Here is a 25876-nt window from a genome sequence, read left to right as displayed (position 1 = left end):
GGGGCGTCGGAGTTCGGGCCGCAACGGCGACGATGAGGGTGTGAGCGCCGAACCGGATCCCCAGAGGGCCCCGCGCGCGCTGCTGGAGCTCTACGACGAGGCCCTGCCGGACGTGTACGGATACTTCGTCCGACGGTGCCCCGACCGCGCCACGGCCGAGGACCTGACCTCGGAGACGTTTCTGGCGGCGATGGACGCCGCCAGGAAGCAATCCTCGCCCGCGATCACCGTGCCGTGGCTGATCGGGGTGGCGCGGCACAAGCTGGCCGATCACTACAGGCGCCGCCACGACCGGTTCAGCGTGCCGGTGGCCGAGTTGCCAGAACCGGTCGAGCCTGCCGATCACTGGGACGCCGAACTCGACCGCATCGTTGCCGAGAGCGTGCTGGCCAGATTGGGCGAACATCACCGCACGGTGTTGTCGCTGCGCTACCTGGACGACTGCTCGGTGCCCGAGTGCGCCGAGTTGATCGGCAGGACCGTGCACGCCACCGAAGCCCTGCTGGTGCGGGCCCGGCGCGCTTTCAGATCGCAATACCCAGGACCGGAAGGAGGCACGCCATGAACAACGACCACGATCCGCTGAGCGTGCTGCGCGGTGCCGACCTTCCGGTGCAACCCGATCCGGAGTTCGCGGCACGACTGCGCGAACGCCTGGAATCCGCACTCTCATTACCGAATCGAACCCAAGGAGTTGTCATGAGTGGCACCGATACCGCCATCGCCGACCTGAACGACACGAGCGCTCCCACCGTTGCGCCCGTCGCACCCCGCTCGGCTGCCGTGCCCTATCTGGCCGTCGACGGGGCGAGGGAGGCGATCGCCTGGTACGTCGACGCGCTGGGAGCGGTCGTCGTCGGCGAGCCGATCGTCATGGACGACGGCCGCACGGGGCATGCCGAGCTGGCGATCGGCGGCGGCGTGTTCTACCTCGCTGACGAGTACCCCGAGCTCGGGCTGAAAGCTCCTACGCCGCAGTCGACTTCGGTGAGCCTGATGCTGCACGTACCCGATACCGACGCGACGCTTGAGCGTGCCAGGGGGCGCGGTGCCGACGTGCAGCGAGAGCCCTACGAGAACTACGGGTCGCGCAACGCCACCATCGTCGACCCGTTCGGGCATCGCTGGATGCTCAGCGGACCGGCGACCGGCGCGGCGACGCCGATTCAGCACGGCGACGTGGGCTACGTGTCGGTGTGGACGCCGGACGCCGATCGCGCGGCAGCGTTCTACGGCCACGTCCTCGGGTGGACCTACGACCCCGTGACCCACCAGGTGACCAACACCAAACAGCACATCGGGCTCTTCAGCGTTCCCGGTCCGCGCACCCTGTTCTGCTGCTACGCGGTCTCCGACCTCGACGGTGCCAGGCAGTCGATCCTGGCCGGTGGCGGAACCGTCGACGAGGTCCAGGTGTTCGACTTCGGTGAGGTGATGGGTGCGACCGATGCGCAGGGGATGAACTTCGCGGTGTTCCAGCCGGTTGCCGGCGAGCCACGGCCGGACCTCAACGGCGCTGGGCCCGGCGAACTTTCGTACATCACGCACGAGGTCACCGACTCAGCAGCGTTCAAGGCGTTCTACAGCAGGGTGTTGTTCTGGACGTTCGAGCCGGGTCGCATCGACGACGGCTGGGGGGTGCAGTCGGCACACCCGATGTCGGGCATCGCCGGTGGCAGCGCGCAGCAGGTGACGGTGCCGATGTGGACCGTCGCCGACGTCGAGGCCGCGGTGGTGCGCGTCATCGAGGCGGGCGGCACCGTGATCGAGGACCCGTCACAGCAGTCCTACGGCACGTCTGCACAGTGTGTGGACGACCAGGGCGCCCGGTTCTACCTCGGCCAGTTTTAGCGATTTCGGCGTGCTCCGTCGCGCTCAGCGTGACGGAGCACGCCGAAATCGCTATGGGGCGGGGAGGACGTCGGCGATGGGCACGCCGTTGGCGATCTTGCTCCGCTGCTTCATCACCTTGCCGGGCATGCCGCCACCGACCACCCCGACGACGACGCCGTCGCGCTCGTAGAAGGCCAGGAACTTGCGGCCGTCGTCCTCGACCAGGTGCACGATGTCGTCGGCCTCCGGCTCGCCGAGGCACTGGATCTTGACGTCGTACTGGTCGCTCCAGAAGTAGGGCACCACGACGGTGGATGGCGCCTCGCCGCCGAGCATCGTGGGAACGATGGTCCGCGCCTGATCGGCGACGTTGCTCCAATGCTCCACGCGCACTTGGTGTCCCGACACGTCCTGCCACGAGGCCACGTCACCGATGGCCCACACGTTGGGCGCCGATGTGCGGCCTGCGGCGTCGCAGACGACGCCGTTGTCGACCTCGACGCCGCTGCCATCGAGCCAGTCGGTCGACGGCCGCGAGCCGATGCCCACCACGACGATGTCGGCGTCGAGCTCGGTGCCGTCGGACAGCACTACCTTCTCGACGTGACCGGTGCCGGTGACACCCGCGACCCCGACGCCGCAGCGCACGTCGACTCCCTCGGAGCGGTGCAGCCGGGCCACTAGGTCACCAATCTGTCGACCGAGAACCGACGCCAGCGGGGAGGGTTGCGGCTCGACCAGGGTCACTGCGACGCCGTGCTTGCGCAGGCTCGCGGCGACCTCGCAGCCGATGAAACCCGCACCGACGATGACGGCGCGTTCGGCCGATTCGGCGTGCCTGCGCAGGGCAAGGCTTTCGTCGAAGGTGCGCAGCACCCGGATGCCCTCCAGGTCGGGCAGCGAGGGAATTCGCTTGGGCACCAGTCCCGTTGCGATCACCAGCTCGACGTAGCCGATCACGTCGCCGTTGGCCAGCGTGACCGTCCGCGCGGTGGTGTCCAGCTTCGTCGCGCCCGAACCCAGCAGCAACGTGATGTCGTTCTCGGTGTAGAACTCGGCGGGCTTGAGCGCGACGTCGTCGGTCTCCGCGCGCAGTACTTCCTTCGACAGTGGCGGCCTGTCGTAGGGCAGGTGGTCCTCGTCGCTGACGATCGTGATCGCTCCGGCGTACTCGGCGCGACGCAGCTGTTCGGCCGTCCGCGACGCGGCCAGTCCCCCACCGACGATGACGATGCCCGCACTAGTAGTCACGTGGGCTTTCTTACACGATGGGCTCCGCGAGATGTCCGCCAACCCCGAGATCAGGGGCGTGTGCGCTCGATGATGTTCGACAGCACGACGATGCTCTCGCTGCGCTCGATGTCCGCACTCGAGCGGATCCGTTCCAACGCCTCCTCCAGGTGCCGCATGTCGCGGGCGAGGACGTGCAGGATCGCATCCGCCGTACCGGTCACCGTGGCAGCACTGACGATCTCGGGGATGTCGACCCAGGCGCGCCGGAGCTCGTCGGGCGCGATCGTGCCGTGGCAGTACACCTGTACGTACGCCTCGGTGGTCCAACCGATGGCGTTGCGGTCGACGATGGTGGTGAAGCCGCGGATGACGCCGTTGTCGAGCATCCGGTCCACGCGGCGTTTGACGGCAGGCGCGGACAGGTTCACGCGCTGTCCGATCTCGGCGAACGTCGCCCTGGCGTGCTCCCCCAACTCGGCAAGGATCAGCTCGTCGGTCTCGTCAAGACGGTCCAAGAGGCCACACTCCCGTCGCTACGCAATGGATCACCGGAATTCTACGCCTTACGCAACAAACCAAGCACCAACACGCAATGAGTGAAGATTGATTGCGTCAAACATGCGCAATATCGTTGATACATGACGATCTCAGAGGTTGCCGGCACCGTATCCCCTGCGAGCCCCCAATCAGATGTCGCCGCAATGGAGCAGCGCACCCGTACCCCCCATCTCCGCCACTACGCCATGACCGCTCCCACGTTCTTCACCGTCGCGTACGCCATCAACCCCTGGATGGACATCGAGACGCCGGTCGATGCCGGCCTCGCCGTGCGGCAGTGGGAGGTTCTTCGCAACACGTACGAGTCACTGGGCCACACCGTCGAACTGGTCGAGCCGGTCGCCGGACTGCCGGACATGGTCTACGCCGCCAACGGCGGCCTGATCGTCGGCGGCAAGGCCGTGGTCGCCCGCTTCGCCTACCCGCAGCGCGAAGGTGAAGCGGCCGCATACGCCGAGTGGATGTCCGCGCACGGCTTCGCGCCGCTGCACACCCGGCACATCAACGAAGGCCAGGGCGATCTGCTGGTCGTCGGTTCGATGGTGTTGGCGGGATACGGTTTTCGCACCGATCGGCGGGCGCACGACGAGATCGCCGAGATGATCGGCATGCCACTGGTCAGCCTCGAACTCGTCGACCCCCGCTTCTACCACCTCGACACCGCGCTCGCGGTGCTCGACGACGACACCATCGCGTACTACCCGACGGCATTCAGCGACGCATCGCGCGCCCGGCTGCAACAGCTGTTCCCCGACGCCATCGAGGTGGCCAGCGCCGACGCGTACGTCCTCGGCCTCAACGTCGTGTCGGACGGGCTGCACGTGGTCCACCCCGCGGCAGCCGTCGGTTTCGCCGCGCAACTTGCCGACGCCGGCTTCGAGCCGATCGGCATCGACCTGTCCGAATTGCTCAAGGGCGGCGGATCCGTCAAATGCTGCACGCTGGAGGTGCACCCGTGACCATCCTCGATACCGTGACCACACAAACTGGCAAGGCCACCGAGGCCGCGATCGCGGTCGACGACCAGTACGCGGCGCACAACTATTCGCCGCTGCCCGTCGTCGCCGCATCCGCCGAAGGCGTCTGGATCACCGACGTCGACGGCAGGCGATACCTGGACTGCCTTGCGGCCTACTCGGCGGTGAACTTCGGGCATCGCCATCCGGAGATCACCGCGACGGCGCACGCTCAACTGGACGCCGTCACCCTGGTCAGCCGTGCCTTCCACTCCGACCGGCTCGGCCCGTTCTGTGCGGCACTGGCTCAGCTGTGCGGCAAGGACATGGTGCTGCCGATGAACAGCGGCGCGGAAGCCGTCGAGAGCGGCATCAAGGTGGCCCGCAAGTGGGGCACCGACGTCAAGGGCGTTCCGGCCGGTGAATCCAACATCATCGTCGCGCGCAACAACTTTCATGGCCGTACCACGACCATCATCAGCTTCTCCGACGACGAGACCGCACGCCGCGGCTTCGGTCCGTACACGCCGGGTTTCCGGGCGGTGCCGTTCGGTGACGCCAACGCTCTGGCTGCTGCGATCGACGAGAACACCGTCGCCGTACTGCTCGAGCCCATCCAGGGTGAGGCAGGCATCATCGTGCCGCCAGACGACTACCTGCCCCGCGTGCGCGCGTTGTGCACGGAGCGCAACGTGCTGATGATCGCCGACGAAATCCAGGCAGGCCTTGCCCGCACCGGGAAGACCTTCGCGTGCGACCACTGGGGCGTGGTCCCCGACATGTACCTTCTCGGCAAGGCACTCGGTGGCGGCATCGTTCCGCTCTCGGCCGTGGTAGCCGACCGCGACGTCCTCGGCGTCCTGCATCCCGGTGAGCACGGCTCCACCTTTGGCGGCAACCCGCTGGCGGCGGCGATCGGAACGACCGTCGTGGCGATGCTCGCACGGGGTGACTTCCAGTCGCGCTCAACCGAACTCGGGGAACACCTGCATCGGCGGCTGAGCGACCTGATCGGTCACGGCGTGCTCGCGGTTCGCGGCCGCGGTCTGTGGGCGGGCGTTGACCTCGACCCTCGTCTTGGGACCGGCAAACACGTCAGCCTGTTGCTGGCCGATCGTGGCGTCCTGGTGAAGGACACCCACGGCTCCACCCTTCGCTTCGCCCCACCACTGGTCATCACCGAAGCGGAGATCGACTGGGCCGTGGATCGTTTCGCTGCCGTTCTGGCAGAACAGGGTTAAGTTCGACTCACTTTGCTCCGCAGCATCGCTCAGGAGGCACCATGGCATCACCCTCACCGACGGTAAGTTTCACCCAACAGATGCTGCGGCGTCGCCCCATCATCGGGGCGCCGGTGGCTCACGGCGCCTCAGATCATCTCAAGCGAACCATCGGGGTCTTCCAGCTGACCATGTTCGGCGTGGGCGCCACCGTCGGCACCGGCATCTTCTTCGTGCTGTCAGCGGCGGTGCCGGAGGCTGGCCCCGCGGTCATCCTGTCGTTCCTGTTGGCGGGCGTGGCTGCCGGCCTGGCGGCGATCTGTTACGCCGAGATGGCCTCGGCCGTGCCGGTTTCCGGATCCACCTACTCCTACGCCTACACCACGCTCGGTGAGTTGATCGCCATGGGCGTGGCCGCCTGTCTACTGCTGGAGTACGGCGTGTCGACCGCCGCGGTCGCCGTCGGCTGGAGCCAGTACCTCAACAAGCTCCTGACCAACATCTTCGGAGTCGAACTGCCGCGGGCGATCACGGCGGCGCCCTGGGACCCGGAACCGGGCATCATCAACCTCCCGTCAATCCTCCTGGTCGTCATGTGCATGCTGCTGCTCATTCGTGGCGCGTCGGAGTCCGCCAAGGCCAACACGATCATGGTGCTGATCAAGCTCGGCGTGCTGGGCATGTTCATCGTCATCGCGTTTACCGCCTTCCAGGCCGACCGCTTCGCCGACTTCGCCCCGATGGGCACCGCTGCGATCGGACTGGCCGCGGGCACGATCTTCTTCTCCTACATCGGATTGGACGCCGTCTCGACGGCGGGCGACGAAGTGAAGGACCCCCAGAAGACGATGCCGCGAGCCATCATCGCCGCGCTGCTGATCGTCACCACCGTCTACGTCCTGGTCGCGTTCGCCGCACTCGGCGCGCAGAACTGGGGAGACTTCGCAGACCAGGAGGCCGGCCTTGCCGTCATCCTGGAGAACATCCTGCACAACCAATGGGCCAGTACGGTTCTGGCTGCGGGTGCGGTGATCTCGATCTTCTCGGTCACCCTGGTGACGATGTACGGCCAGACCCGCATCCTGTTCGCGATGGGGCGCGACGGACTGCTGCCATCCATGTTCGCGAAAGTGAATCCGCGGTCGATGACGCCGGTCAACAACACCATCATCGTGGCGATCGTGGTCTCGATCCTGGCCGGGTTCATCCCGCTGGACAAGCTCGCCGACATGGTCTCGATCGGCACGTTGACCGCCTTCATCGTGGTGTCCATCGGCGTGATCATCCTGCGAGTGCGGGAGCCCGATCTGCCACGCGGATTCAAGGTGCCGTTCTACTACGTCATCCGAACGCCGGAGCGCAACATCCACATCCCGATCGTTCCGGTGCTGTCGGTCCTCGCGTGTGGCTACATCCTGTACAGCCTGCACTGGTACACCTGGATCGCGTTCAGCGCGTGGGTCGTCATCGTGGTGGCATTCTACTTGGCGTGGGGCAGGCACCACAGTGCACTCAATGACGGCGGCGACGGCCTCATCCCGACCGCCGCGCCGCAAGAAGACGAGGTACTCATCCATCCGCCGACGGACGCGTCGTGACGGTCATAGTCGGATACCTGGCCGGAAGGGCCGGTATTTCGGCACTGCACCTCGGGGTGGAAGCCGCCAGGACGCTCAAGACATCGCTCGCGGTGGTCACCGTCGTCCCGAAGCCCTGGACCACGCCGTCGCCCGCACGCATCGACGCCGAGTACGCCCAGTACGCAGATCGACTCGCGGCCGACTCTGCCGCCGAAGCGAAACAGTGCATCACGTCCCTGGACCCCAATCTCGAGGTGAGCTTCCACAAGTTCGCTCATCGCTCGGCACCCGGGGGCCTCGTGGCCGCCGTGGAGGAGCTGAAAGCCGAAGCGCTGGTACTGGGTTCGGCCGCGGACGGCAGCCTCGGGCAGGTGGTGGTCGGTTCGACCGCCGACCGGCTGCTGCACTCGTCGCCGGTGCCGCTGGCGATCAGCCCACGCGGCTACCGCGGATCCAAGACGCATGGGCTGACCCGGCTCACCTGCGCCTACCCCGGCACCGACGAGTCCCTTCACGTCGTCGAACGCGTCGCCACGTTGGCGGCGCAACTCGGGGTCCCGATGCGGGTGATCACGTTCGCGGTGCGGGGCCGCACCATGTATCCGCCGGAGGTCGGTCTGCACGCCGAGGACTCGCTTCTCGCGTCCTGGGCCTCGCAAGCGCGAGAAGCATTGGCGAAGTTGAAGTCCGACGGTGTAGTAGGCGACGACGTCGAACTCCAGGTGGTCACCGGCAACGGCTGGGATCAGGCCCTCGACAACGCCGAATGGGACGACGGCGAACTGCTGGCCATCGGCACTTCACCGCAGGGTGCGATCGCGCGGGTGTTCCTTGGCTCGAAGGGCACCAAGATCATTCGGCACAGTCCGGTGCCGGTGCTGGTTCTCCCCAACTAACCTAAACGGGGAACGTCTCGTCGAGGAAGTCGACCAAGCTGGCCCACGCGCGCCGATAGGTCTTCTCGTCGTGCTGAATGCCGCGCTCGGGGGCGTTGGCGAACGTCGCCATGAACGCGTGCATCGCGTGCCCGTAGGCGTGCAACTGCCAGTCCGCTCCGCGCTCGGTCAATTCGGCCGCAAGCGCCACGACGTCCGCAGGCGGCGCTAAGGGATCCGCCCACCCGTGGTAGACGGCGATCTTGGGGTGGATGGGCGCATCGGACGGCTCAGGCAGCGGCGTCAGAAGGCCATGGAAGGCGCCGACGGCCCGCAGCTTGACACCATGCCTCGCGGCGTCGAGCACGCACAGTCCGCCGAAACAGAATCCGATGGCCGCCATCGCGTCGGCGTCGATCCCCGATAGGTCCCGAATGGTATCGACCACGCCGATGATCCTGTCCCGCAACGCCCTTCGATCCTTCAGGAACGCGTCCATCGCAGCGGCGCATGCGTCCGGCCCCGCCTCCGTGACCGCGCGGCCGAAGAGGTCGACCGCAACCGCCCTGTAGCCCAGTTCGGCGAGCAGATGGCAGAACTCGACCTGCGCGTCGCTGCGCCCCTCCATGCCGTGGAACACCAGCACGGCCGGTGCGTTCGGACGCTCGCCGGATACCAGCACTCCGCCGAAGTCGAGCCCGGCGTGTTCGTAGTCGAAGGGAAGTGTCGTCAGCGTGGCCATGACGCGACCGTACCCACGGTTGACCCGTCGGCGATACGCCGTTCGCTCTGCGCTTAGTCGGTCAGTACTTTGCAGTCCCGCGGTCGACCGCGATCTGGGAACCGGAGATCGTCGCCGACCCATCGCTGGCCAGCCAGGCCACCACGTCCGAAACCTCTTCTGGCGCCATGAATTCCTGCAGCCCCTTCTTACCGTCGTGATTGACCGGCTTGTACGGCATCGGGGCGAAGCTGTGCAGGAAGGCCGGCCACTTTCCGAAGACCTCCATCATGGCTTCCTTCTCGACCATCGGCGTGTCGATCGAGTAGGGGTGAATCGAGTTGACCCGAATCCCGAACTCCCCCACCTCGATTGCCAACGCGTTGGTGATCGCGACGAGGCCGTGCTTGGACGCCGAGTAGTGCCCGTTTCCAGGGGTGGCCTTGGTGCCAGCCGACGAACTCACGATGATGATCGATCCGCCGTTGCCCGCTTCGATCATCGCGGGGACGGCAGCGCGGACAGTGCGCCACGTGCCGTTCAGGTTGACGTCGATGACGCTGTCCCACTGCTCCTCGGACATCTCGAACATCCGGCCCCAACTGAGGATGCCTGCGTTGGCGACCACGACGTCGAGCCTGCCGAACTGCTCGATGGCGTCGGCGACCACCTGCTGCTGGGCGGCGAGGTCGCGGATGTCGACCTCGCGGGCGAGCACCTTGCGGCCGGTCGCCTCGACCAGTCGGACCGTCTCCGCGAGGTCCTCCGCGGTGGGCATCGGATAGGTGACGGTGTTCGTGATGGGCCCGCAGACGTCGATGGCGACGATGTCGGCGCCCTCGGAAGCCAGGCGCACCGCGTGTGCCCGCCCCTGGCCGCGCGCGGCACCGGTGATGTAAGCCACCCGTCCTTCGAGTGTCCCGTTCGCTGCCGCCATCGCCAGTCCTTTCATCAACCCACGGTCAGGCTAGCAGCCGAACTGGAACGTGTTCTAGTAGTGCCTCCGGCGGAAACCGTCAGTAGTCGACGGGATCGCGGATGATCGGGCATGTCATGCAGTGTCCGCCACCTCGTCCGCGGCCCAGTTCGGCGCCGACGATCGTGATGACCTCGATGCCTGCCTTGCGCAGCAGCGAGTTGGTGTGGATGTTGCGGTCGTAGGCGAACACCAGCCCCGGTCCGACGGCGACCAGATTGTTGCCGCTGTCCCACTGTTGCCGCTCGGAGTCGTATTTGGTGCCCCCGGTCTCCACCACGCGCAGCTCCCCGAGACCCAACGCCGCGGCGACCACTTCGACGAAGGGTTTCGTCTCCACCACGACCTCGACGCCCGGTGTCTGGTCGCGGGGCAGAAGCGTGAACGTCTGCATGTTGTCGACGATGTCGGGATAAATGGTCACCACGTCGCGGTCGGCGAACGTGAACACGGTGTCCAGGTGCATCGCCGCCCGCAGTTTCGGCATCCCGGCGACGATCACCTTCTCGACGGCGCCCTCGGCAAACAATTGCGCAGCCACCTGGGTGATGGCCTGCCGCGACGTGCGTTCGCTCATGCCGATGATGACGACGCCGTTGCCGGGCACCAACACGTCGCCGCCCTCGATCGTGGCCATCCCCCAGCCCTTTTCGGGATCACCCCACCACACCCGAGAGCCGACGAAGTCAGGATGGAACTCGTAGATCGCCTTCATCAACAACGTCTCGTCATGACGGGCAGGCCAGAACAACGGGTTCAGCGTCAGCCCGCCGTAGATCCAGCAGGTGGTGTCGCGGGTGTAGAGGGTATTGGGTAGCGGTGGCATCAGATACTCGGTGACGCCGGTGGCTTCGCGGGCGAGCGCCCGGTAGCCCGACTTGAGCTCGGCGGGAAGATCGCGTGTGGACATGCCGCCGATCAACAGCTCGGACAGCCGGCGTGGCTCCAGCGACTCCAGAAACCCGCGGGTGTCGTTGACCAGCCCGAGGCCCACCTCGTTCGGCACGATCTTGCGGTCGAGCAACCAGGCCTTGGCCACCGGGTCGGCCACCGTCTCGGTGAGCACGTTGTGCAGCTCGAGGACCTCGACGTCGCGGTCACGCATCTTGTCCATGAAGTCGAAGTGGTCCCGCCGCGCATTCTGAACCCACAGCACGTCGTCGAACAACAGGTCGTCGCAGTTCGTCGGGGTGAGGCGTTCATGCGCGAGGCCCGGCGAGCAGACCAGCACCTTGCGCAACTTGCCCACCTCAGAGTGCACCCCGTATCCCGCTGAGGCTCGCGTGGGTTGCGTCATCGTGGATCCCTTCGTCGTCAAATCTCGATTGCACCCGTCGCGAGGGCTACTAAACCGGCAACGGCGCCCACGACGATGGTCGCGAACAGCACCAGCTCGGCGGGGCGGAAAACGCGGAGATTGCGTTCGCGGCGCGCGATCACGTACAGGGCGGCCCCCGGCGCGTACAGCACACACGACAGCAACAGTTTGTCGAATCCTGCGGCGTAGACCAGGAACAACGTGTACAGGGTCGCAAGCCCGGCGATGACTGCATCGCCGAACAGCGATTTCCCGTTCTGATAGGTCTCGCGAGTGGCCGTCAGTTTCAGCGCATACCCAGCCGCCAGCAGATAGGGAATCAACGACAGCGCCGCGGTGAGGTCGAGCATGAAGTCCAGCGCTTCGGAGGTGAACAGAATCAGGATCAGGAGCAATTGCACGAGGCCCGCGGCCATCACCAACGCCGCCACCGGCGCGCCATGCCGGTTGGTACGAGACAGGAATCGCGGCATGTCGTCCGTGGTAGCCGGAATGTAGAGGATCTCGGCAGCCATCAACGTCCACGCCAGATACGCACCGAGCACCGAGACGACAACGCCGACCCGAATGAAGATCGAACCCCAATGCCCGACAATGGATTCCAGCACCGATGCCATGGACGGCTGGCTCACGCCCGCCAGCTCGGCCTGCGGCATGATCCCGTACGACAACAGGGTGACGAGCGCGAACACGCTGAGCACGCTGAGGAATCCGATCACCGTGGCGCGTCCGACGTCCTCGCGCTTGCGTGCGAAACGCGAATACACGCTGGCCCCCTCGATACCGAGGAAGACGAAGACTGTGATCAGCATGGTGCCCTTGGCCTGCTCGAAGACCGACGAAAAGGATTCGTCGCCGCCACCCCAGAAGTTGTCCGCGAACACGTCGGCCTTGAAAGCGACCACGGCGATCGCGATGAAGGTCAGGATGGGCACAACCTTGGCGATGGTGGCAATGCGGTTGATGACGGCCGCCTCTTTGACACCGCGCATGATCAGGTAGACGAACAGCCACACCCCGACCGATGACACCAGCACAGCAACCACGGTGTTTCCGGAACCGAGCGCGGGGAACAACGCACTCGTGGTCGTCATGATCACGACCCAGTACGAGGTATTTCCCGCACACGCCGAGGCCCAGAATCCGAACGCGGAGTTGAAGCCGACGTAGTCGCCGAAGCCTGCCTTCGCATACGCGAAGATGCCCGCGTCCAGGTTCGGTTTGCGGGTGGCCAGGCGCTGAAACACGAACGCCAACATCAGCATTCCCGCGCCCGCGATGGTCCAGGCAATGATGGCGCCGAGCACGCCCGTTTCGGTGCCGAACCGTCGCGGCAACAGGAAGACACCGGAGCCGATCATCGAGCCGATGACCATCGCCGTCAGCGTTGGAAGGCTGACCTTCTGATCCGTGCGCTCGGTCTGCGCGTCGGCGCTCGCCATCTTCGACACTCCGGCTTTCTCAGTGAAGCAACATCGCCACGACCTCGAATAGCTAGAACGATATCGGACTCACACGGCCGTCTGGCCGGATCGGCAAATGAAGCCTGCCGAAACTACTGCATCCCTTGCGGTTCCGACCCGGTCATGCTGGGCCAGCAAACTCTTACAGCGCGGAGATGATCTGCTGTCGTTTAGCCGCGTACTCCGTCTCGGAGATCGCGCCCGTCGCCCGCAGCGTCTCGAGCTCCTGCAATCGCTGTGACGTCGACGGCTCCGGTGGCGCCGTTGCGGTGAACGAGGATGCCTGGGCCGGCGGGGGCATGTACGCAGGCGGAGGTGCCTGCTGGGCGGCCGTGCGACGCACGACGTTCATCACCTGCTGGCGCACCGCAGGATTGGACCTGATGTCGATGGTGCCGTTCATCGCGACGTTGTTGGCCTTGAGAATCTGCATGATCTCCATCAACGGCGCTGCCTGTCCGGACAGGTCGTAGGTGCGGTTGTCCTCGGCGAGCGTGAACTGCGCGGGCACCATCCCGACCACCAAAGCGCTTCGGTTCCAATCGATCTGGTACTGGTTGGTGGCCGGGTCGACCAGCAGGACGAGCTTGCGTCCCGTGATCATCGGCAGCCGTGACACCGAGGCGAGAACCGAGTCCTGGGTGTCGAACGGCGTGAGACCCGGCCCCTCGACGTGGAGGCTGAGCTTCACGAGGGGTTGCTCGTTGATCCGTGTCCCGGTCTCGGCGATACCGGTGACCTGTGCCAGCGCCAGCACGCCGGTGGCCTCGAGCATCTGGGTCTTGGCGTCGGTCTTGGCCCCGAAGTTCGCCAACGCCAGCGCGATCAACACGTCGGCGGCGGTGATCAGCAGGCCGACGTAGAACATCCACTGGATGTACGGGCGGGTTCCCTCACCAAGCGCGAAATACACCACCAGGAAGATCGGCCCCACCAGGCCGCCACACAAGAGCACCATCATCTGGGACTTCAGATACCGACCCAACATCTGCCACGCTCCTCGGTTCGCCGGGCGTGGGCCCGCCGGACGGTCTAGGAGATCAGATTAGCGCCAACCCGCGACGTTTGGCCTAGCTGTGCAACTGTGGGCTGCTGTCAAAGGGCCCGCAGGCCGAGGCATGTCGCCGTCGATCGAGGACGCTACTGCTCAGAACCCGATCCCGATCGGGGTGCCGGGAATGCCGATCCCGGGCCGGGGAAGACTGGGCAGCTGGGGCGGACCGATCTGCGGCAGCTGGGGCGGACCGATCTGCGTCCCGATCGGGGTCCCGGGAATGCCGATCGACGTGGACAGCGAGGGCACACCGAGCGAGGGCACACCCACACCGATCTGCGAAAGCGCAGCAGGTGCGGCCAGGGCCGTATTCACAACGCTGCTTGTAGCGTTCGGGGTTCCGTAGTAACCCAAGTTCGCCAAGATCAGGGTGTTCACCAGATTGCCCGCGTTGTTGCCGACGATGCCCAGCGCGGTGTTCCCGATCCCTGAAGCGAAGCCGACGATGGCACCGGTGGTGGCGTCCGCGCCGGAGTTCTGCCAGAGGTACTGGGCCGCGGCGTTCTGCAGATTCGAGTTGAGGTCGTTCCAGTCGAGGCCGTTCAGATCGCCGTTGGGCAAGGTGACCGTGGGAAGGTTGACGGTCGGAGTCACATCGGAGGCAGGGGCAGGCGCGGTCGGCGCGATCGCCGCCATCGCGGGGTTGCCCAGAATCTCCGAGTTGGGACCGGCGGCAGGCGCAGCGGCTGGTGCCGCCTCCGGTGCGGGAGCGGGCGCGAGAGTTTCCGCTGGCGCGGGTGCAGGCGCCGGTTCGGGCACCAGTGCCGCAGCGGGTGCCGCGGGAATGGGCTGCTTCACCGCGATGTCCGCGGGCATCGCCGCCTGCTGCGACACGACGGGCGCGGACACACCGGTAACCGTCCAGACGAGCACGATGACCGCGACGATCAGGGCCATGACGCCGGCGGTGCCGACGATGATGGCCAGCTTCAGCAGCCGTTCAGGGGACGGCGCAAGGGACGGTGAGATGGCCGGAATTGGCTCGGTCTGATCCATTACCATGAGGAGCTCCCCCGATCCCGCTGGATTCGGCCTAAAAGGCCTAATCACGGGCGTGCGTCACACGTTTACATTTGAGCCCCCAGATTAACACCCCCAGCAACCTGACGCGTCTCGCTTTGGACCGCATAGATCGCTAATTGCTCTTGGCAACCCACGCGACGCGGACCGCGCGCAAACAGGCGTTTCGTTGCTAGAAAGCTCATTTTTGGCGCAATTTCGACGGTGTCACGTTATTCGAAAGAAATCTGTGATTGCCGACATGCGCGGCATTGATCAGAGTGGCCAATCAGGAGTCGTCACTGCGTGCAACGTCGACGATCAGGAATGAAAAGTTGTCCTCGGCACCATTGGCGCGCGTGGTTTCGATGATCCGCGCCGCGCAACCATTCAGATCGGGCTGCGCGGCCGCTTCCGTGAGTTCGTCGAACGACATCATCCCGCTGACCCCGTCCGAACACAGCAGGTAAGTGCCAGGGAGCAGGGGCAGCGACAGCACGTGCGGCCGAACCGGACCGGGCTGGCCAAGTGATTGGGTGATGACGTTCGTCGGCCGGCCCGCGGAGTCGAAGACCGAGTCGTCGATCGAGATCTGCCTGACGGGCCCTGGGGTGATCGAGTAGATCCGGCTGTCGCCGACGTTGAACACGAGCAGCTCGTCGGAAAGAAAGCATAGCCCGGCGACCGTCGTTCCCAGCCCGCCGAGGTCGTTGCCCGCACCTACGGCCCGCACGTGCTCGTTGACGACCTCCAACGACGCGGACACGTCATCCGCGTTGCTCCAGCCCGGCGACACCTGCGCGATCACCGTCAGCGCCACCCGGCTGGCCAGGTCGCCACCGACGTGCCCGCCCATACCGTCTGCGACCGCGCACACGAACGGCGGTTCCGGCGCGAAATCCATTGTGACGAGCGACCCGTCGTGCGACTGGCACTGCCAGCCCGCCACCAGGACGGCATCTTCATTGCGCTTGCGCAGGAGGCCCACGTCGGTGAACGCGCGAACCGTGAACTGCGTCATCTACAGTCGTCCTCACTTTTGCCGGAGCCCCCATGCAAGCATCTATGGGCCGTCGTCATACGGGAAACGAAGCCACACGGGAAACGAAAGCGGCGCCCACCCCTTGGGGTGAGCGCCGCTTCCATTCGTAGGCTGAGCCTACTTGTTGATCTTCGTCACGCGGCCGGCGCCGACGGTACGACCACCCTCACGGATGGCGAACCGCAGGCCCTCGTCCATGGCGACGGGCTGGATCAGCTTGACGGAGATGTCGGTGTTGTCACCGGGCATCACCATCTCGGTGCCCTCGGGAAGGGTCACCACGCCGGTCACGTCCGTCGTGCGGAAGTAGAACTGCGGACGGTAGTTGTTGAAGAACGGCGTGTGGCGGCCGCCTTCGTCCTTGGACAGGATGTAGACGCTGCCGTCGAACTCGGTGTGCGGCGTGGTGGTGCCGGGCTTGACCACGACCTGGCCACGCTCGACGTCCTCACGCTTGACACCACGGACCAGCAGGCCGACGTTGTCGCCCGCCTGACCCTGGTCGAGCAGCTTACGGAACATCTCGACACCGGTAACGGTCGTCTTGGTGACGGTCGGCTTGATGCCGACGATCTCGACTTCCTCGTTCACGTTGACCACGCCACGCTCGACGCGACCGGTGACCACGGTGCCGCGGCCGGTGATCGTGAAGACGTCCTCGACGGGCATCAGGAACGGCTTGTCGGTGTCGCGGACCGGGTCCGGAATCGACTCGTCAACGGCGTCCATCAGATCCTCGACGGCCTTGACCCACTGGGGGTCGCCCTCGAGGGCCTTGAGCGCCGACACCTTGATGACCGGGGCGTCCTCGTCGAACTCCTGGGCGGCCAGCAGTTCGCGGACCTCCAGCTCGACGAGCTCAAGGAGCTCCTCGTCGTCGACCATGTCGGCCTTGTTCAGGGCAACCAGGATGTAGGGCACGCCGACCTGGCGGGCGAGCAGCACGTGCTCACGCGTCTGCGGCATGGGGCCGTCGGTCGCGGCAACCACCAGGATCGCGCCGTCCATCTGGGCTGCACCGGTGATCATGTTCTTGATGTAGTCAGCGTGGCCGGGGGCATCGACGTGCGCGTAGTGACGCTTCTCGGTCTGGTACTCCACGTGGGAGATGTTGATCGTGATGCCACGTGCACGCTCTTCGGGCGCATTGTCGATCTGGTCGAATGCGCGCGACTCGTTCAACGCCGGGTACTTATCGTGCAGAACCTTGGTGATTGCTGCGGTAAGCGTGGTTTTGCCGTGGTCAACGTGACCGATGGTCCCGATGTTGACGTGCGGCTTCGTCCGCTCGAACTTCGCCTTCGCCACTTCTGTGTCCTCCTGGACTTGTTGGTGCTTTGGTTAAGCAGGTGTAGATGTGTTCAGTTGTGATGGCCGACGGATCAGCCTACAGACCCGTTATTGGCCCGTTGCCTTCGCGATGATTTCCTTCGACACGTTTGCCGGAACTTCGGCGTACGAGTCGAACACCATGGAGTAGTTGGCCCGGCCCTGGGTCCGCGACCGAAGGTCACCGACGTAGCCGAACATCTCCGACAGCGGCACATGCGCCTTGACGATGCGCGCACCGCTGCGCTCCTCCATGGCTTGAATCTGACCACGGCGAGAGTTCAGGTCGCCGATCACGTCACCCATGTAGTCCTCGGGTGTGGTGACCTCGACGGCCATGATCGGTTCCAGGATGGTCGGCTGTGCTTGCGCGGCAGCCTTCTTCAGCACCTGGGAACCAGCGATCTTGAAGGCCATTTCCGACGAGTCGACGTCGTGGTAGGCCCCGTCAAGCAGGGTGAGCTTGATGTTGACCAGCGGGTAGCCGGCCAGCACGCCGTACTGCATGGCGTCCTGCGCACCGGCATCCACCGACGGGATGTACTCGCGCGGGATGCGGCCGCCGCTGACCTTGTTCTCGAACTCGTAGGTCGCACCGTCCTCGCCGCTGAACGGCTCGATGCTGACGAGCACCTTCGCGAACTGGCCGGAGCCACCGGTCTGCTTCTTGTGCGTGAACTCGACCTTGTCGACCTTGCGCTTGATGGTCTCCTTGTAGGCCACCTGCGGCTTGCCGACGTTGGCCTCGACCTTGAACTCGCGACGCATGCGGTCGACCAGGATGTCCAGGTGGAGCTCGCCCATGCCACCGATGATGGTCTGGCCGGTCTCGTGGTCTTGGTTGACCTTGAAGGTCGGGTCTTCCTCAGCGAGCTTCTGGATGGCCAGGCTCAGCTTCTCCTGGTCACTCTTGGTCTTCGGCTCGATGGCGACCTGGATCACGGGATCCGGGAAGGTCATCGACTCGAGCACCACTTGCTGGCTCAGATCCGAAAGCGTGTCACCGGTGGTGGTGTCCTTCAGGCCGATCACGGCGTAGATGTGGCCAGCTGCTGCCGTCTCGACCGGGTTCTCCTTGTTGGAGTGCATCTGGAACAGCTTGCCCAGACGCTCCTTCTTGCCCTTGGTGGCGTTGATGACCTGGGCGCCGGAGTCGACCTTGCCCGAGTACACCCGGATGTAGGTGAGCTTGCCGAAGAACGGGTGGGTGGCCACCTTGAACGCGAGCGCGGAGAAGGGCTCGTCGGTCGACGGCTTGCGCACGACCTCGACGTCCTCCTTGCCGGGCGCATGGCCGATGGCAGCAGCCACGTCCAGCGGGGTTGGCAGGTAGTCGATGACGGCGTCGAGCATGGGCTGAACGCCCTTGTTCTTGAACGCGCTGCCACACAGCACCGGGTAGATCTCGGAGTTGATCGTCAGCTTGCGGATCGCGCCCTTGATCTCCTCGACGGTGAGTTCCTCGCCACCGAAGTACTTCTCCAGCAATACCTCGTCGGTCTCGGCGACCGTCTCGAGCAGCTTGGTGCGGTACTCCTGAGCCTTTTCGAGCAGCTCAGCGGGGATCTCGATGGTGTCGTAGGTCTCACCGAGCTTGGTCTCGCCACGCCACACCTTGGCATTCATCTCGACCAGGTCGACGATGCCCTCGAAGTCACCCTCCGAGCCGATGGGCAGCTGAATCGGCAGCGCCCTGGCACCGAGGCGCTCCTCGATCGTGCGCACGGTGAAGTAGAAGTCGGCGCCGATCTTGTCCATCTTGTTGACGAAGCAGATGCGCGGCACGTCGTACTTGTCGGCCTGGCGCCAGACCTGCTCGGACTGCGGCTCAACGCCTTCCTTGCCGTCGAAGACGGCAACGGCGCCATCGAGAACACGGAGCGAACGCTCTACCTCGACGGTGAAGTCGACGTGTCCAGGGGTGTCGATGATGTTGATCTGGTTGCCGTCCCAGAAGCACGTGGTGGCGGCGGAGGTGATGGTGATCCCCCGCTCCTGCTCCTGTTCCATCCAGTCCATCGTGGCGGCACCGTCGTGCACCTCACCGATCTTGTAGCTGATACCGGTGTAGTAGAGGATGCGCTCGGTCGTCGTCGTCTTGCCGGCATCGATGTGCGCCATGATGCCGATGTTGCGGACCTTGGTGAGGTCGGTCAGCACGTCCTGTGCCACGGCTAGATTCCCACTCTTTCGCTTGCTTGGTTGCTGTTGTCTTCATCCCCGGGCGCGCACACCTTTTCGTGCTCGCCAGCGGCAATCACCAGCGGTAGTGCGCGAAGGCCCGGTTCGCCTCGGCCATCTTGTGGGTGTCCTCACGTCGCTTGACGGCGGCACCCAGGCCATTGCTGGCGTCGAGGATCTCGTTCGCCAGACGCTCGACCATGGTCTTCTCACGACGCGCCTTCGAGAAGCTGACCAGCCAGCGCAGTGCCAGCGTGGTCGACCGCTCGGGACGCACCTCGACGGGAACCTGGTAGGTCGCGCCACCAACGCGGCGGCTGCGCACCTCGAGGGCGGGCTTGACGTTGTCGAGAGCGCGCTTCAGGGTGACTACCGGATCGGTGCCGGTCTTGTCACGGGCCTGCTCGAGCGCACCATAAACAATGCGCTCAGCCAGTGATTTCTTCCCATCCAGCAGGACTTTGTTGACCAGCTGGGTGACCAGCTGCGAACCATAGACCGGGTCGTTGACCAGCGGCCGCTTCGGTGCGGGGCCCTTGCGCGGCATTAGCTCTTCTCCTTCTTGGCGCCGTACTTGCTACGGGCCTGCTTGCGGGACTTGACACCTTGGGTGTCCAGCGAGCCGCGGATGATCTTGTAGCGCACACCGGGGAGGTCCTTCACACGACCACCGCGCACCAGCACCATCGAGTGCTCCTGCAGGTTGTGACCCTCACCCGGGATGTAGGCGGTGACCTCGACCGCGCTGGTCAGCTTCACGCGCGCCACCTTCCGAAGTGCCGAGTTCGGCTTCTTCGGGGTGGTTGTGTACACGCGGGTGCACACGCCGCGGCGCTGCGGGCTGCCCTTGAGGGCCGCGGTCTTGACCTTGGCGATCTTGTCGCGGCGACCCTTGCGGACCAGCTGGTTGATGGTTGGCATGTACCGGCTTTCTGTGTTGCTTCTGCTTGTATTCGGTTGTTCTCAAGTCTGTGTACTGCGGGTTTCGCTCGTTCGCGTACCCCGCGACCGGGCGTGTCGCACGCGCCCGCGCACCGATGTTCTTTCGATGCACCGTGGACATGCGAATTGGCCCGGCGTGCAGGCATGCTTGCGAAACCACTCAGCCGCAAGCGCCTCGGCCAGGCACGATGGACCACGATACCCGCCCACGGTAGGGCAGGTCAAAGCGCGTCAGACCAGCCCCTTCGGGCGGCCGCTCAGCGCCTCTCCATGCCGGACGCCAGGCGCAGCACCATGTCGCTGAATACCGCGTCGGTGTCGACGTCGTCCATCACACCCGTCATCTCCAGCAGAACGAATCCGTGCAGGGCAGACCAGAACTCGAGCGCGGCATAGAACGCGTTGTCGCCGTCGAGTCCGTAGGACGACAGCACCTCGATCACCGGACCTGCCGCGAGCCGCGTCGCCTCCGTGTATTCGGGGTCGTCCCCGCCGAGGGGCATCCGGGTGAACGCCGAATAGCGGCCGGGATGGTGGTGGGCGTAGCTGCGGTATGCACTCGCCATCGACGACACCGCGTCATCGCGGGTGCGGCCGTCGCCGACCGCGTTGAGCATCCCGAGGATGTCGTCGATCACCCGCATCCTGACGGTGCGCCGCAGGTCATCGAGGCTGTCCACGTGGTTGTACAGCGACGGGCCCTTGGTCCCCAGCTGGATCGCCAGCGCGTTGATGGTGAGAGCGTCCCAGCCCTCACGATCGAGGAAGGTCAGGGCGGCGTTGACGATCGCCTCACGGCTGAGCTTGGTGGTGCGCGCCTGATTTCGCGGTCGGCCACCCGCCGAGCGCGACTCCAGCCGAGCTGCCATGTGTGCGTCATCCTTAACTTGGGGCGAGCGAATGTTCGGTTCGTCATCACTGATCCAGCAATTGGGCCAGCGAATGACTCTAACCGTTTACCGCCCGGGAGTTCAGTTCACGCGCTGTTGGCTGAGCTGCGCGAGATGCTCGGTGATCCCACACAGATCGGGCAGCATTGCCGGATTCATCGTCTGGATCGACCAGGTCACGACGTCGCCGCCCTTCGCGACGTAGATGCTGCAGGCGTTGTCGTCGGCGGCCTTGAAGCCCTTGTTGCCGTCGAGCGACAGTTCCGTCAGGGTGCGGCCTGCGCTCACTTCGAGTGTCCGTTCGGTGTCCAGGTCGCTGCCGCGGTACCACCAAGTCGAGATGCCCATCCCGATGCCGAACGTGCCGATCGCGGTGTTCTCCTGCCAGAAGCAGCCGGCCTCGCTGTCCACGACCTTGGTGAAGAGCGACGAACCGATCACCTTGGTGACGTCGGCGTCGGTGACGCCGTTGCAGGGCTCGCTGCGGAATCCGACGCCGGTCACCGGGGCCGCGGGCCGCGGGGCGTGATCCGGTCCGCACGCCGTCAGGGCCATGGCGCAGGCGGCCGCGAGTGCGGCCAGCCACCTGGCTGACGTCGCAGCCATCACAAATCCGAAGACAACGTCGCCGCAAGCAGCTTCTCGGCGGCCTGGCACGGCTCGCCCCCGGTCACGGGACGGAACTGCACCCACCACGTCAACACGCCGGTGCCTGCCGCCGCGGTGGCTGAGCAGGCCGCGTGGTCACCACCGACTTCGGCAAGGAATGCGTGGTGACGCTCGACGTCGGTGTCGGTGATCGTCGCACCCCGTTGCGCGGCCAACCCGCGTTCGCGCTCGAAGCTGCCGGTTTCGAACCAGGAGAAGACGACGTCGACGAGGCCGGTCTTCCTAGCCAACACGTACTGACAGACCGCGCCGCTGTACGGCCGCACAATGCTGTCCGCGCTCAATGTCTGCTGGATCGAATCGTCGGTCAGCAGCCCGCAGCGGTTGTCGACGTAGCCATAGCTGCGGTCCGGGTCGGGAACGGACGGCCGGGCCCGTTGGGCGTCACCCGTGACGGTCTGCGAGCACCCGACGGTCAACGCCGCGGCGACCGTCACAGCAACAAATCCCTTGATCCGGCATCGCATCGTGTGCACACGCTACCCAGCACGGCGGGGGCGAGCGACTCATACGATCAGCCCGACTCGGATTGAACGGGCGAACTGCTGTCACAGCGGTCACCCAGCGACGTAGGCTGCGGTGATCGGAGTTGATGGGCAGTTGAATTAGGGCTGATCCGAGCCGCCGACGCGAAGGGGCCACGGAGTGCGAATCAGGACGTTTGGCGGGTTGTTGGCGACGGGATTGATCGCGGCGGCTGCGACGGTCACCGTCGGTACCCCGATGGCGCACGCCAAGAACGGCGACACCCACATCACGGGCCAGGGCATCACCCAGACCCTCGACTGCAACGAGTCCACGCTCTACGTGATGGGTAGTGGTAACTACATCACCGCGAAGGGATCGTGTTGGGGCGTAGCGGTTCAGGGGTCGTCGAACGTCGTCATCGTCGACAACGTCATCAACGACATCGTGGTGTACGGCTTCGACCAGACCGTCCTGTTCCACGACGGTGCACCGTCCCTCTGGGACCGTGGTCGTGAGCTCGGCATGACCAACCGCATCGACCGGGTTCCCGCGTAGTCTTGGCAGCCACGGCAGAGCCTTGCCGTGGATCGCCGATGAGATGAGGATCCCCCTATGCGCGCGCACTCCCGAGGATTCGTCGGAGGCGTCTGCGCCGCAATCCTCGTGGTCGGCATGGCCGGCTGCGGTTCGCAGGGCACCGACACCAACCCGCCGACGGCCACTGCGGGCACGTCGGGCGCGCAGGTCGAGGTGAACAACACCATCAACTACGGCTCGTTCGGCACGACGGCCGACATCGACTGCGCCGACGGCAAGTCACTCAACGTCGGCGGCTCGAACAACACGCTGACCGTGAAGGGCACGTGCGCCAGCGTGAACATCGGCGGCGCGGACAACAAGGTCACCTTCGACAAGGTCGACAAGGACATCAGCCTCGTCGGCTTCAACAACACCATCACCTACAAGGACGGCGACCCCAAGGTCAGCGACGTCGGTTCTGGGAACACGATCAAGAAGGGCTGAGCGTCAAGCCCGAGCGCCGTGGCGGCCCGCGCCACCCGCGAATCTCTGTGCCCCTGCCAATGATTCAGAGGCCACCCGCGACAGGCTGGCGAACTCGGAGTCGATCGCCTCGGCCTCGGACAAGCCCCACTGGTTGAGCGCCGACAGCCGGTCGGCGCGCAGGCACAGCTGCGGCAGCGCAGCGAGTTCGGCTGCCAACTGCTCCGCCGCCGCGCGGGCCTGCCCCTTCGGCACCACCCGATTGGCCAGCCCCATGGCGAGTGCCTCCTGGGCCTCGACGGCGCGACCGGTAAGGATCAGGTCCATGGCCCGGCTGTGACCGATCAACCGAGGCAACCGCACCGTGCCCCCGTCGATCAGCGGTACGCCCCAGCGGCGGCAGAAAACGCCGAACACCGCGTCCTCCTCGGCGACCCGCAGATCGCACCACAGCGCCAGCTCGAGACCACCCGCGACCGCGTAGCCGCTCACCGCGGCGATGACGGGTTTGGTCAGCACCATCCGCGATGGACCCATGGGTCCCGGCCCGGTGCGGTGTGCCGGGTTCATGTCGGGTGTGCCGAAGGCCTTGAGATCCGCTCCGGCGCAGAAGGTTCCGTTGTCGCCCCACAGCACCGCCACCGATGCGGAGTCGTCGCGATCGAACTCCTCGAAAGCCGCGAAGAGCGCGGCGGCGGCAGGACCGTTGACGGCGTTGCGCGCCTCGGGCCGGTTCATGATCACCGTCGTCACCGGTCCGTTGCGTTCGACCCGGACACCGCCGTTCACACTCTCCGGAAAAGTCATGTCGCCTCCATCAATTCGCTGTCGTCTCGCCGCGCCAACAGTTCGGCGGCGAAGTCACGGTATGCCGAGCGCAGCGTGGCGCCAGGCCAGTCGTCGGGAAGAAGTTCGGATGGCAGGACCGGGTCGGTGAGCAGGTGCCGAACCATGCCCGCGGCCGCGACGAAGCGACGCGGCACGTCGCTCGCCCCGGCCATGTCGCCGAGCAACCGATGTCCAGTGCTCACCCACTCGGTCAGATCCCAGAGCCGGGCGGTGAGATCGGTCGGATCGTCGTCTCGGGCCCGCAACACGCGCACCCGACCGCGCAGGGCGTCCGTCAGCTCCAACTCGAGGTTGGCCGGCCGCATCCACACGCCCTCACGCAGTTCGGCGAAACGCTTGTCGTGCAACGTGGTACGCAGCTGCGCACGGGTTCGTGCGTCGATGCCCACGCTGGTGACGACCAATGTCGTCCACGTTCCGTCCCACCGTCGCAGGCGCGGGTCCAGTGCATCGTCCTGACGTCGCTGCCGGGCCAACAGCCGCTCGGAGAGCCGGTAGCCGTCCGTCGACCGGACCAGGTCCCCCGCGCTGACCATCCGGGTCAGCGCCACCCGCAGGGTCGGCTCCTTGATGTCGAAATCGGCTGTCAGCCTTACCAGTTCGGCTGACGATGCCCACGCCGGATGCGCCCCGAGCAGCACGCTCAGCACCACCGAGCGCGCGGTCAGACGAGACACTCCCGGGTCCCGCCCGCTGGACACCATCCTGCTACACCCCGGAGGTCTTGCGGCCCGCGTCGCCGAACGGTTCGTCGCGGCTCTTCACCGCGTCCCGGAAGCCGTGCTCACGCGACTCGGCGACGAACGCGTGTCCTTCTGGGGTGTGCCTGGCGACGCCGTCGAAGACGGTGCTCACCATCCGGCTGGTCGCAATGCCCTGGTTGATCAGCGTCGTGTTGAGCGCCAACTTCGCCATGATCAGTTGGTTGACCGGCATCGCGGCGATACGCCCGACGAGTCGTTCGGTGCGCTCGTCCAGGTCGGCCGGGTCGGGCGCCTCGATCGCAAGACCCCACTCGGCTGCTTGTGCGCCGGTGATGCAATCCCCGGTGAACAGAAGACGTTTCGCGCGTTGGTCACCAAGCCGGTGGGCCCACAGGCCGGCGGCGGGCACGCCCCACACCCGCATGGGTGGGTACCCGATCTTGGCGTCCGAGGCCACGATCACCTGGTCGGCGTGCAGGGCGATGTCGGTTCCGCCCGCGACGCAGTAGCCGTGAATCTTGACCACCGTCGGCTTGTCGCAGTGCATCAGGCTCGAGAAGCCCCGCACGAAGCGACTCATCATCTGGTAGTCGATCATCGGATCCCATGGCTGATCCGGCAGGTGGTTGATGGCCTGGGTCTTTCCGGAGAGCACCGTGTCCTGATATGGATTGCCACCGCCCGCAGAGGACGATCCCTCGGCGTACGCGGACAGGTCGAACCCGGCGCAGAACCCCTCCCCACGACCGGATACCAGGATCACGTGGACGTTCGGGTCCAGATCGGCGCGCTCGACGAGCGCCGACAACTCCAGTGGCGTATCGGCGACGATCGCGTTGCCCTTTTCGGGGCGGTTCAAGGTGATCCGTGCAACCCGGTCGGTGACCTCGTAGGTCATCGTCTTTAGGTCGTCGAAGTTCACGGGCCTGATCGCGTGAGTCATGCGGCGGTCACCCCTCCCCGCGAGCGCGCGTGTTTGCGGGCGACACGCCGCTGTCTTGCAGGAGTTTGCGC

At 65.6% G+C, this 25876-nt stretch carries 27 protein-coding genes; 8 read left to right on the top strand and 19 right to left on the bottom strand.

Features of this window, described 5'->3' with window-relative positions; genetic code table 11:
* Positions 1 to 40 precede the first annotated feature (40 nt).
* Together HNP02_RS21285 and HNP02_RS21280 are read left to right on the top strand one after the other, a co-directional pair.
* On the top strand, positions 41 to 565 hold the full coding sequence (locus tag HNP02_RS21285) for an RNA polymerase sigma factor (protein WP_184442202.1): 525 nt from the start codon (positions 41 to 43) through the stop codon (positions 563 to 565).
* A complete protein-coding gene (locus HNP02_RS21280; RefSeq protein ID WP_184442201.1) occupies positions 562 to 1851 on the top strand; it encodes a VOC family protein in 1290 nt (429 codons plus the stop codon). The genes HNP02_RS21285 and HNP02_RS21280 overlap by 4 nt, the downstream gene beginning before the upstream one ends.
* Positions 1852 to 1902: 51 nt before the next feature.
* Here HNP02_RS21280 and HNP02_RS21275 read toward each other — a convergent pair whose 3' ends face one another.
* Together HNP02_RS21275 and HNP02_RS21270 are read right to left on the bottom strand one after the other, a co-directional pair.
* Positions 1903 to 3117 (bottom strand): NAD(P)/FAD-dependent oxidoreductase, encoded by a 1215-nt coding sequence (locus tag HNP02_RS21275; RefSeq protein WP_184442573.1) that lies wholly within the window; start codon positions 3115 to 3117, stop codon positions 1903 to 1905.
* Between the two features lie 17 nt (positions 3118 to 3134).
* Positions 3135 to 3581 carry an Lrp/AsnC family transcriptional regulator gene (locus HNP02_RS21270; RefSeq protein WP_184442200.1) on the bottom strand — a complete coding sequence of 149 codons (447 nt, stop codon included), beginning with the start codon at positions 3579 to 3581 and terminating at the stop codon, positions 3135 to 3137.
* Positions 3582 to 3704: 123 nt separating this feature from the next.
* On the opposite strand from HNP02_RS21270, the gene ddaH reads away from it, so the two are divergent.
* The 4 genes from ddaH to HNP02_RS21250 are packed head-to-tail and all read left to right on the top strand — an operon-like array spanning position 3705 to position 8276.
* Entirely contained in the window at positions 3705 to 4583 is an 879-nt protein-coding gene (gene ddaH, locus HNP02_RS21265; RefSeq protein WP_184442198.1) for a dimethylargininase, read from the top strand.
* Positions 4556 to 5821, top strand: a complete 1266-nt coding sequence (gene rocD, locus HNP02_RS21260; protein ID WP_184442197.1) for an ornithine--oxo-acid transaminase — start codon at positions 4556 to 4558, stop codon at positions 5819 to 5821. The genes ddaH and rocD overlap by 28 nt, the downstream gene beginning before the upstream one ends.
* A gap of 41 nt (positions 5822 to 5862) precedes the next feature.
* The gene (locus HNP02_RS21255) at positions 5863 to 7398 is read left to right on the top strand and encodes an amino acid permease (RefSeq protein ID WP_184442196.1); all 1536 of its coding nucleotides are present in this window, start codon (positions 5863 to 5865) and stop codon (positions 7396 to 7398) included.
* Positions 7395 to 8276: a universal stress protein gene (locus tag HNP02_RS21250; RefSeq protein WP_184442195.1), complete on the top strand. Its 882-nt coding sequence runs from the start codon at positions 7395 to 7397 to the stop codon at positions 8274 to 8276. The genes HNP02_RS21255 and HNP02_RS21250 overlap by 4 nt, the downstream gene beginning before the upstream one ends.
* Before the next feature lies 1 nt (position 8277).
* Here the strand turns inward: HNP02_RS21250 and HNP02_RS21245 are convergent, their stop codons facing one another.
* The 14 genes from HNP02_RS21245 to HNP02_RS21180 all read right to left on the bottom strand — a co-directional run bounded on the left by HNP02_RS21245 (position 8278) and on the right by HNP02_RS21180 (position 22306).
* Positions 8278 to 8997: a dienelactone hydrolase family protein gene (locus HNP02_RS21245; protein WP_184442194.1), complete on the bottom strand. Its 720-nt coding sequence runs from the start codon at positions 8995 to 8997 to the stop codon at positions 8278 to 8280.
* Between the two features lie 61 nt (positions 8998 to 9058).
* Positions 9059 to 9913, bottom strand: coding sequence for a mycofactocin-coupled SDR family oxidoreductase (locus tag HNP02_RS21240; protein ID WP_184442571.1), 855 nt, complete (start codon positions 9911 to 9913; stop codon positions 9059 to 9061).
* A gap of 79 nt (positions 9914 to 9992) precedes the next feature.
* Complete coding sequence (locus HNP02_RS21235) at positions 9993 to 11249, bottom strand: arginine deiminase (RefSeq protein WP_184442193.1); 1257 nt, start codon at positions 11247 to 11249, stop codon at positions 9993 to 9995.
* 17 nt (positions 11250 to 11266) lie between these two features.
* The gene (locus HNP02_RS21230; protein WP_184442569.1) at positions 11267 to 12712 is read right to left on the bottom strand and encodes a basic amino acid/polyamine antiporter; all 1446 of its coding nucleotides are present in this window, start codon (positions 12710 to 12712) and stop codon (positions 11267 to 11269) included.
* Between the two features lie 163 nt (positions 12713 to 12875).
* The gene (locus tag HNP02_RS21225) at positions 12876 to 13721 is read right to left on the bottom strand and encodes an SHOCT domain-containing protein (RefSeq protein ID WP_184442192.1); all 846 of its coding nucleotides are present in this window, start codon (positions 13719 to 13721) and stop codon (positions 12876 to 12878) included.
* Positions 13722 to 13880: 159 nt separating this feature from the next.
* On the bottom strand, positions 13881 to 14789 hold the full coding sequence (locus tag HNP02_RS21220) for a hypothetical protein (protein ID WP_184442608.1): 909 nt from the start codon (positions 14787 to 14789) through the stop codon (positions 13881 to 13883).
* 286 nt (positions 14790 to 15075) lie between these two features.
* Positions 15076 to 15807: a PP2C family serine/threonine-protein phosphatase gene (locus HNP02_RS21215; protein WP_184442191.1), complete on the bottom strand. Its 732-nt coding sequence runs from the start codon at positions 15805 to 15807 to the stop codon at positions 15076 to 15078.
* Positions 15808 to 15945: 138 nt separating this feature from the next.
* On the bottom strand, positions 15946 to 17136 hold the full coding sequence (gene tuf, locus HNP02_RS21210; RefSeq protein WP_184442190.1) for an elongation factor Tu: 1191 nt from the start codon (positions 17134 to 17136) through the stop codon (positions 15946 to 15948).
* Between the two features lie 90 nt (positions 17137 to 17226).
* The gene (fusA, locus tag HNP02_RS21205; protein WP_184442188.1) at positions 17227 to 19329 is read right to left on the bottom strand and encodes an elongation factor G; all 2103 of its coding nucleotides are present in this window, start codon (positions 19327 to 19329) and stop codon (positions 17227 to 17229) included.
* A gap of 85 nt (positions 19330 to 19414) precedes the next feature.
* On the bottom strand, positions 19415 to 19885 hold the full coding sequence (gene rpsG, locus HNP02_RS21200) for a 30S ribosomal protein S7 (RefSeq protein WP_057166992.1): 471 nt from the start codon (positions 19883 to 19885) through the stop codon (positions 19415 to 19417).
* Positions 19885 to 20259 (bottom strand): 30S ribosomal protein S12, encoded by a 375-nt coding sequence (rpsL, locus tag HNP02_RS21195; protein ID WP_149374913.1) that lies wholly within the window; start codon positions 20257 to 20259, stop codon positions 19885 to 19887. The genes rpsG and rpsL overlap by 1 nt, the downstream gene beginning before the upstream one ends.
* A 278-nt stretch (positions 20260 to 20537) precedes the next feature.
* Positions 20538 to 21149, bottom strand: coding sequence for a TetR/AcrR family transcriptional regulator (locus HNP02_RS21190; protein ID WP_184442187.1), 612 nt, complete (start codon positions 21147 to 21149; stop codon positions 20538 to 20540).
* 102 nt (positions 21150 to 21251) lie between these two features.
* Positions 21252 to 21776, bottom strand: a complete 525-nt coding sequence (locus HNP02_RS21185) for a DUF3558 domain-containing protein (protein WP_184442185.1) — start codon at positions 21774 to 21776, stop codon at positions 21252 to 21254.
* Positions 21776 to 22306, bottom strand: coding sequence for a DUF3558 domain-containing protein (locus HNP02_RS21180; RefSeq protein ID WP_184442567.1), 531 nt, complete (start codon positions 22304 to 22306; stop codon positions 21776 to 21778). Before HNP02_RS21180 ends, HNP02_RS21185 begins: the two co-directional genes overlap by 1 nt.
* A 178-nt stretch (positions 22307 to 22484) precedes the next feature.
* On the opposite strand from HNP02_RS21180, the gene HNP02_RS21175 reads away from it, so the two are divergent.
* Together HNP02_RS21175 and HNP02_RS21170 are read left to right on the top strand one after the other, a co-directional pair.
* Complete coding sequence (locus HNP02_RS21175; RefSeq protein WP_375373696.1) at positions 22485 to 22862, top strand: DUF3060 domain-containing protein; 378 nt, start codon at positions 22485 to 22487, stop codon at positions 22860 to 22862.
* Positions 22863 to 22919: 57 nt separating this feature from the next.
* The gene (locus tag HNP02_RS21170; RefSeq protein ID WP_184442183.1) at positions 22920 to 23330 is read left to right on the top strand and encodes a DUF3060 domain-containing protein; all 411 of its coding nucleotides are present in this window, start codon (positions 22920 to 22922) and stop codon (positions 23328 to 23330) included.
* A 3-nt stretch (positions 23331 to 23333) separates the two neighbouring features.
* Here the strand turns inward: HNP02_RS21170 and HNP02_RS21165 are convergent, their stop codons facing one another.
* Genes HNP02_RS21165 through HNP02_RS21155 form a run of 3 tightly spaced genes read right to left on the bottom strand, consistent with a single transcriptional unit; the run spans position 23334 to position 25805 of the window.
* Positions 23334 to 24098 (bottom strand): crotonase/enoyl-CoA hydratase family protein, encoded by a 765-nt coding sequence (locus tag HNP02_RS21165; protein WP_184442564.1) that lies wholly within the window; start codon positions 24096 to 24098, stop codon positions 23334 to 23336.
* A gap of 14 nt (positions 24099 to 24112) precedes the next feature.
* On the bottom strand, positions 24113 to 24862 hold the full coding sequence (locus HNP02_RS21160) for a PaaX family transcriptional regulator C-terminal domain-containing protein (RefSeq protein ID WP_184442182.1): 750 nt from the start codon (positions 24860 to 24862) through the stop codon (positions 24113 to 24115).
* 4 nt (positions 24863 to 24866) lie between these two features.
* On the bottom strand, positions 24867 to 25805 hold the full coding sequence (locus HNP02_RS21155) for a crotonase/enoyl-CoA hydratase family protein (protein ID WP_184442181.1): 939 nt from the start codon (positions 25803 to 25805) through the stop codon (positions 24867 to 24869).
* Between the last annotated feature and the right edge of the window lie 71 nt (positions 25806 to 25876).

Origin of the sequence: Mycobacterium sp. AZCC_0083 (assembly GCF_014202335.1) — a bacterium.
Classification (GTDB): Bacteria; Actinomycetota; Actinomycetes; order Mycobacteriales; family Mycobacteriaceae; genus Mycobacterium.
This window is presented reverse-complemented; position numbering and strand designations above follow the sequence as displayed.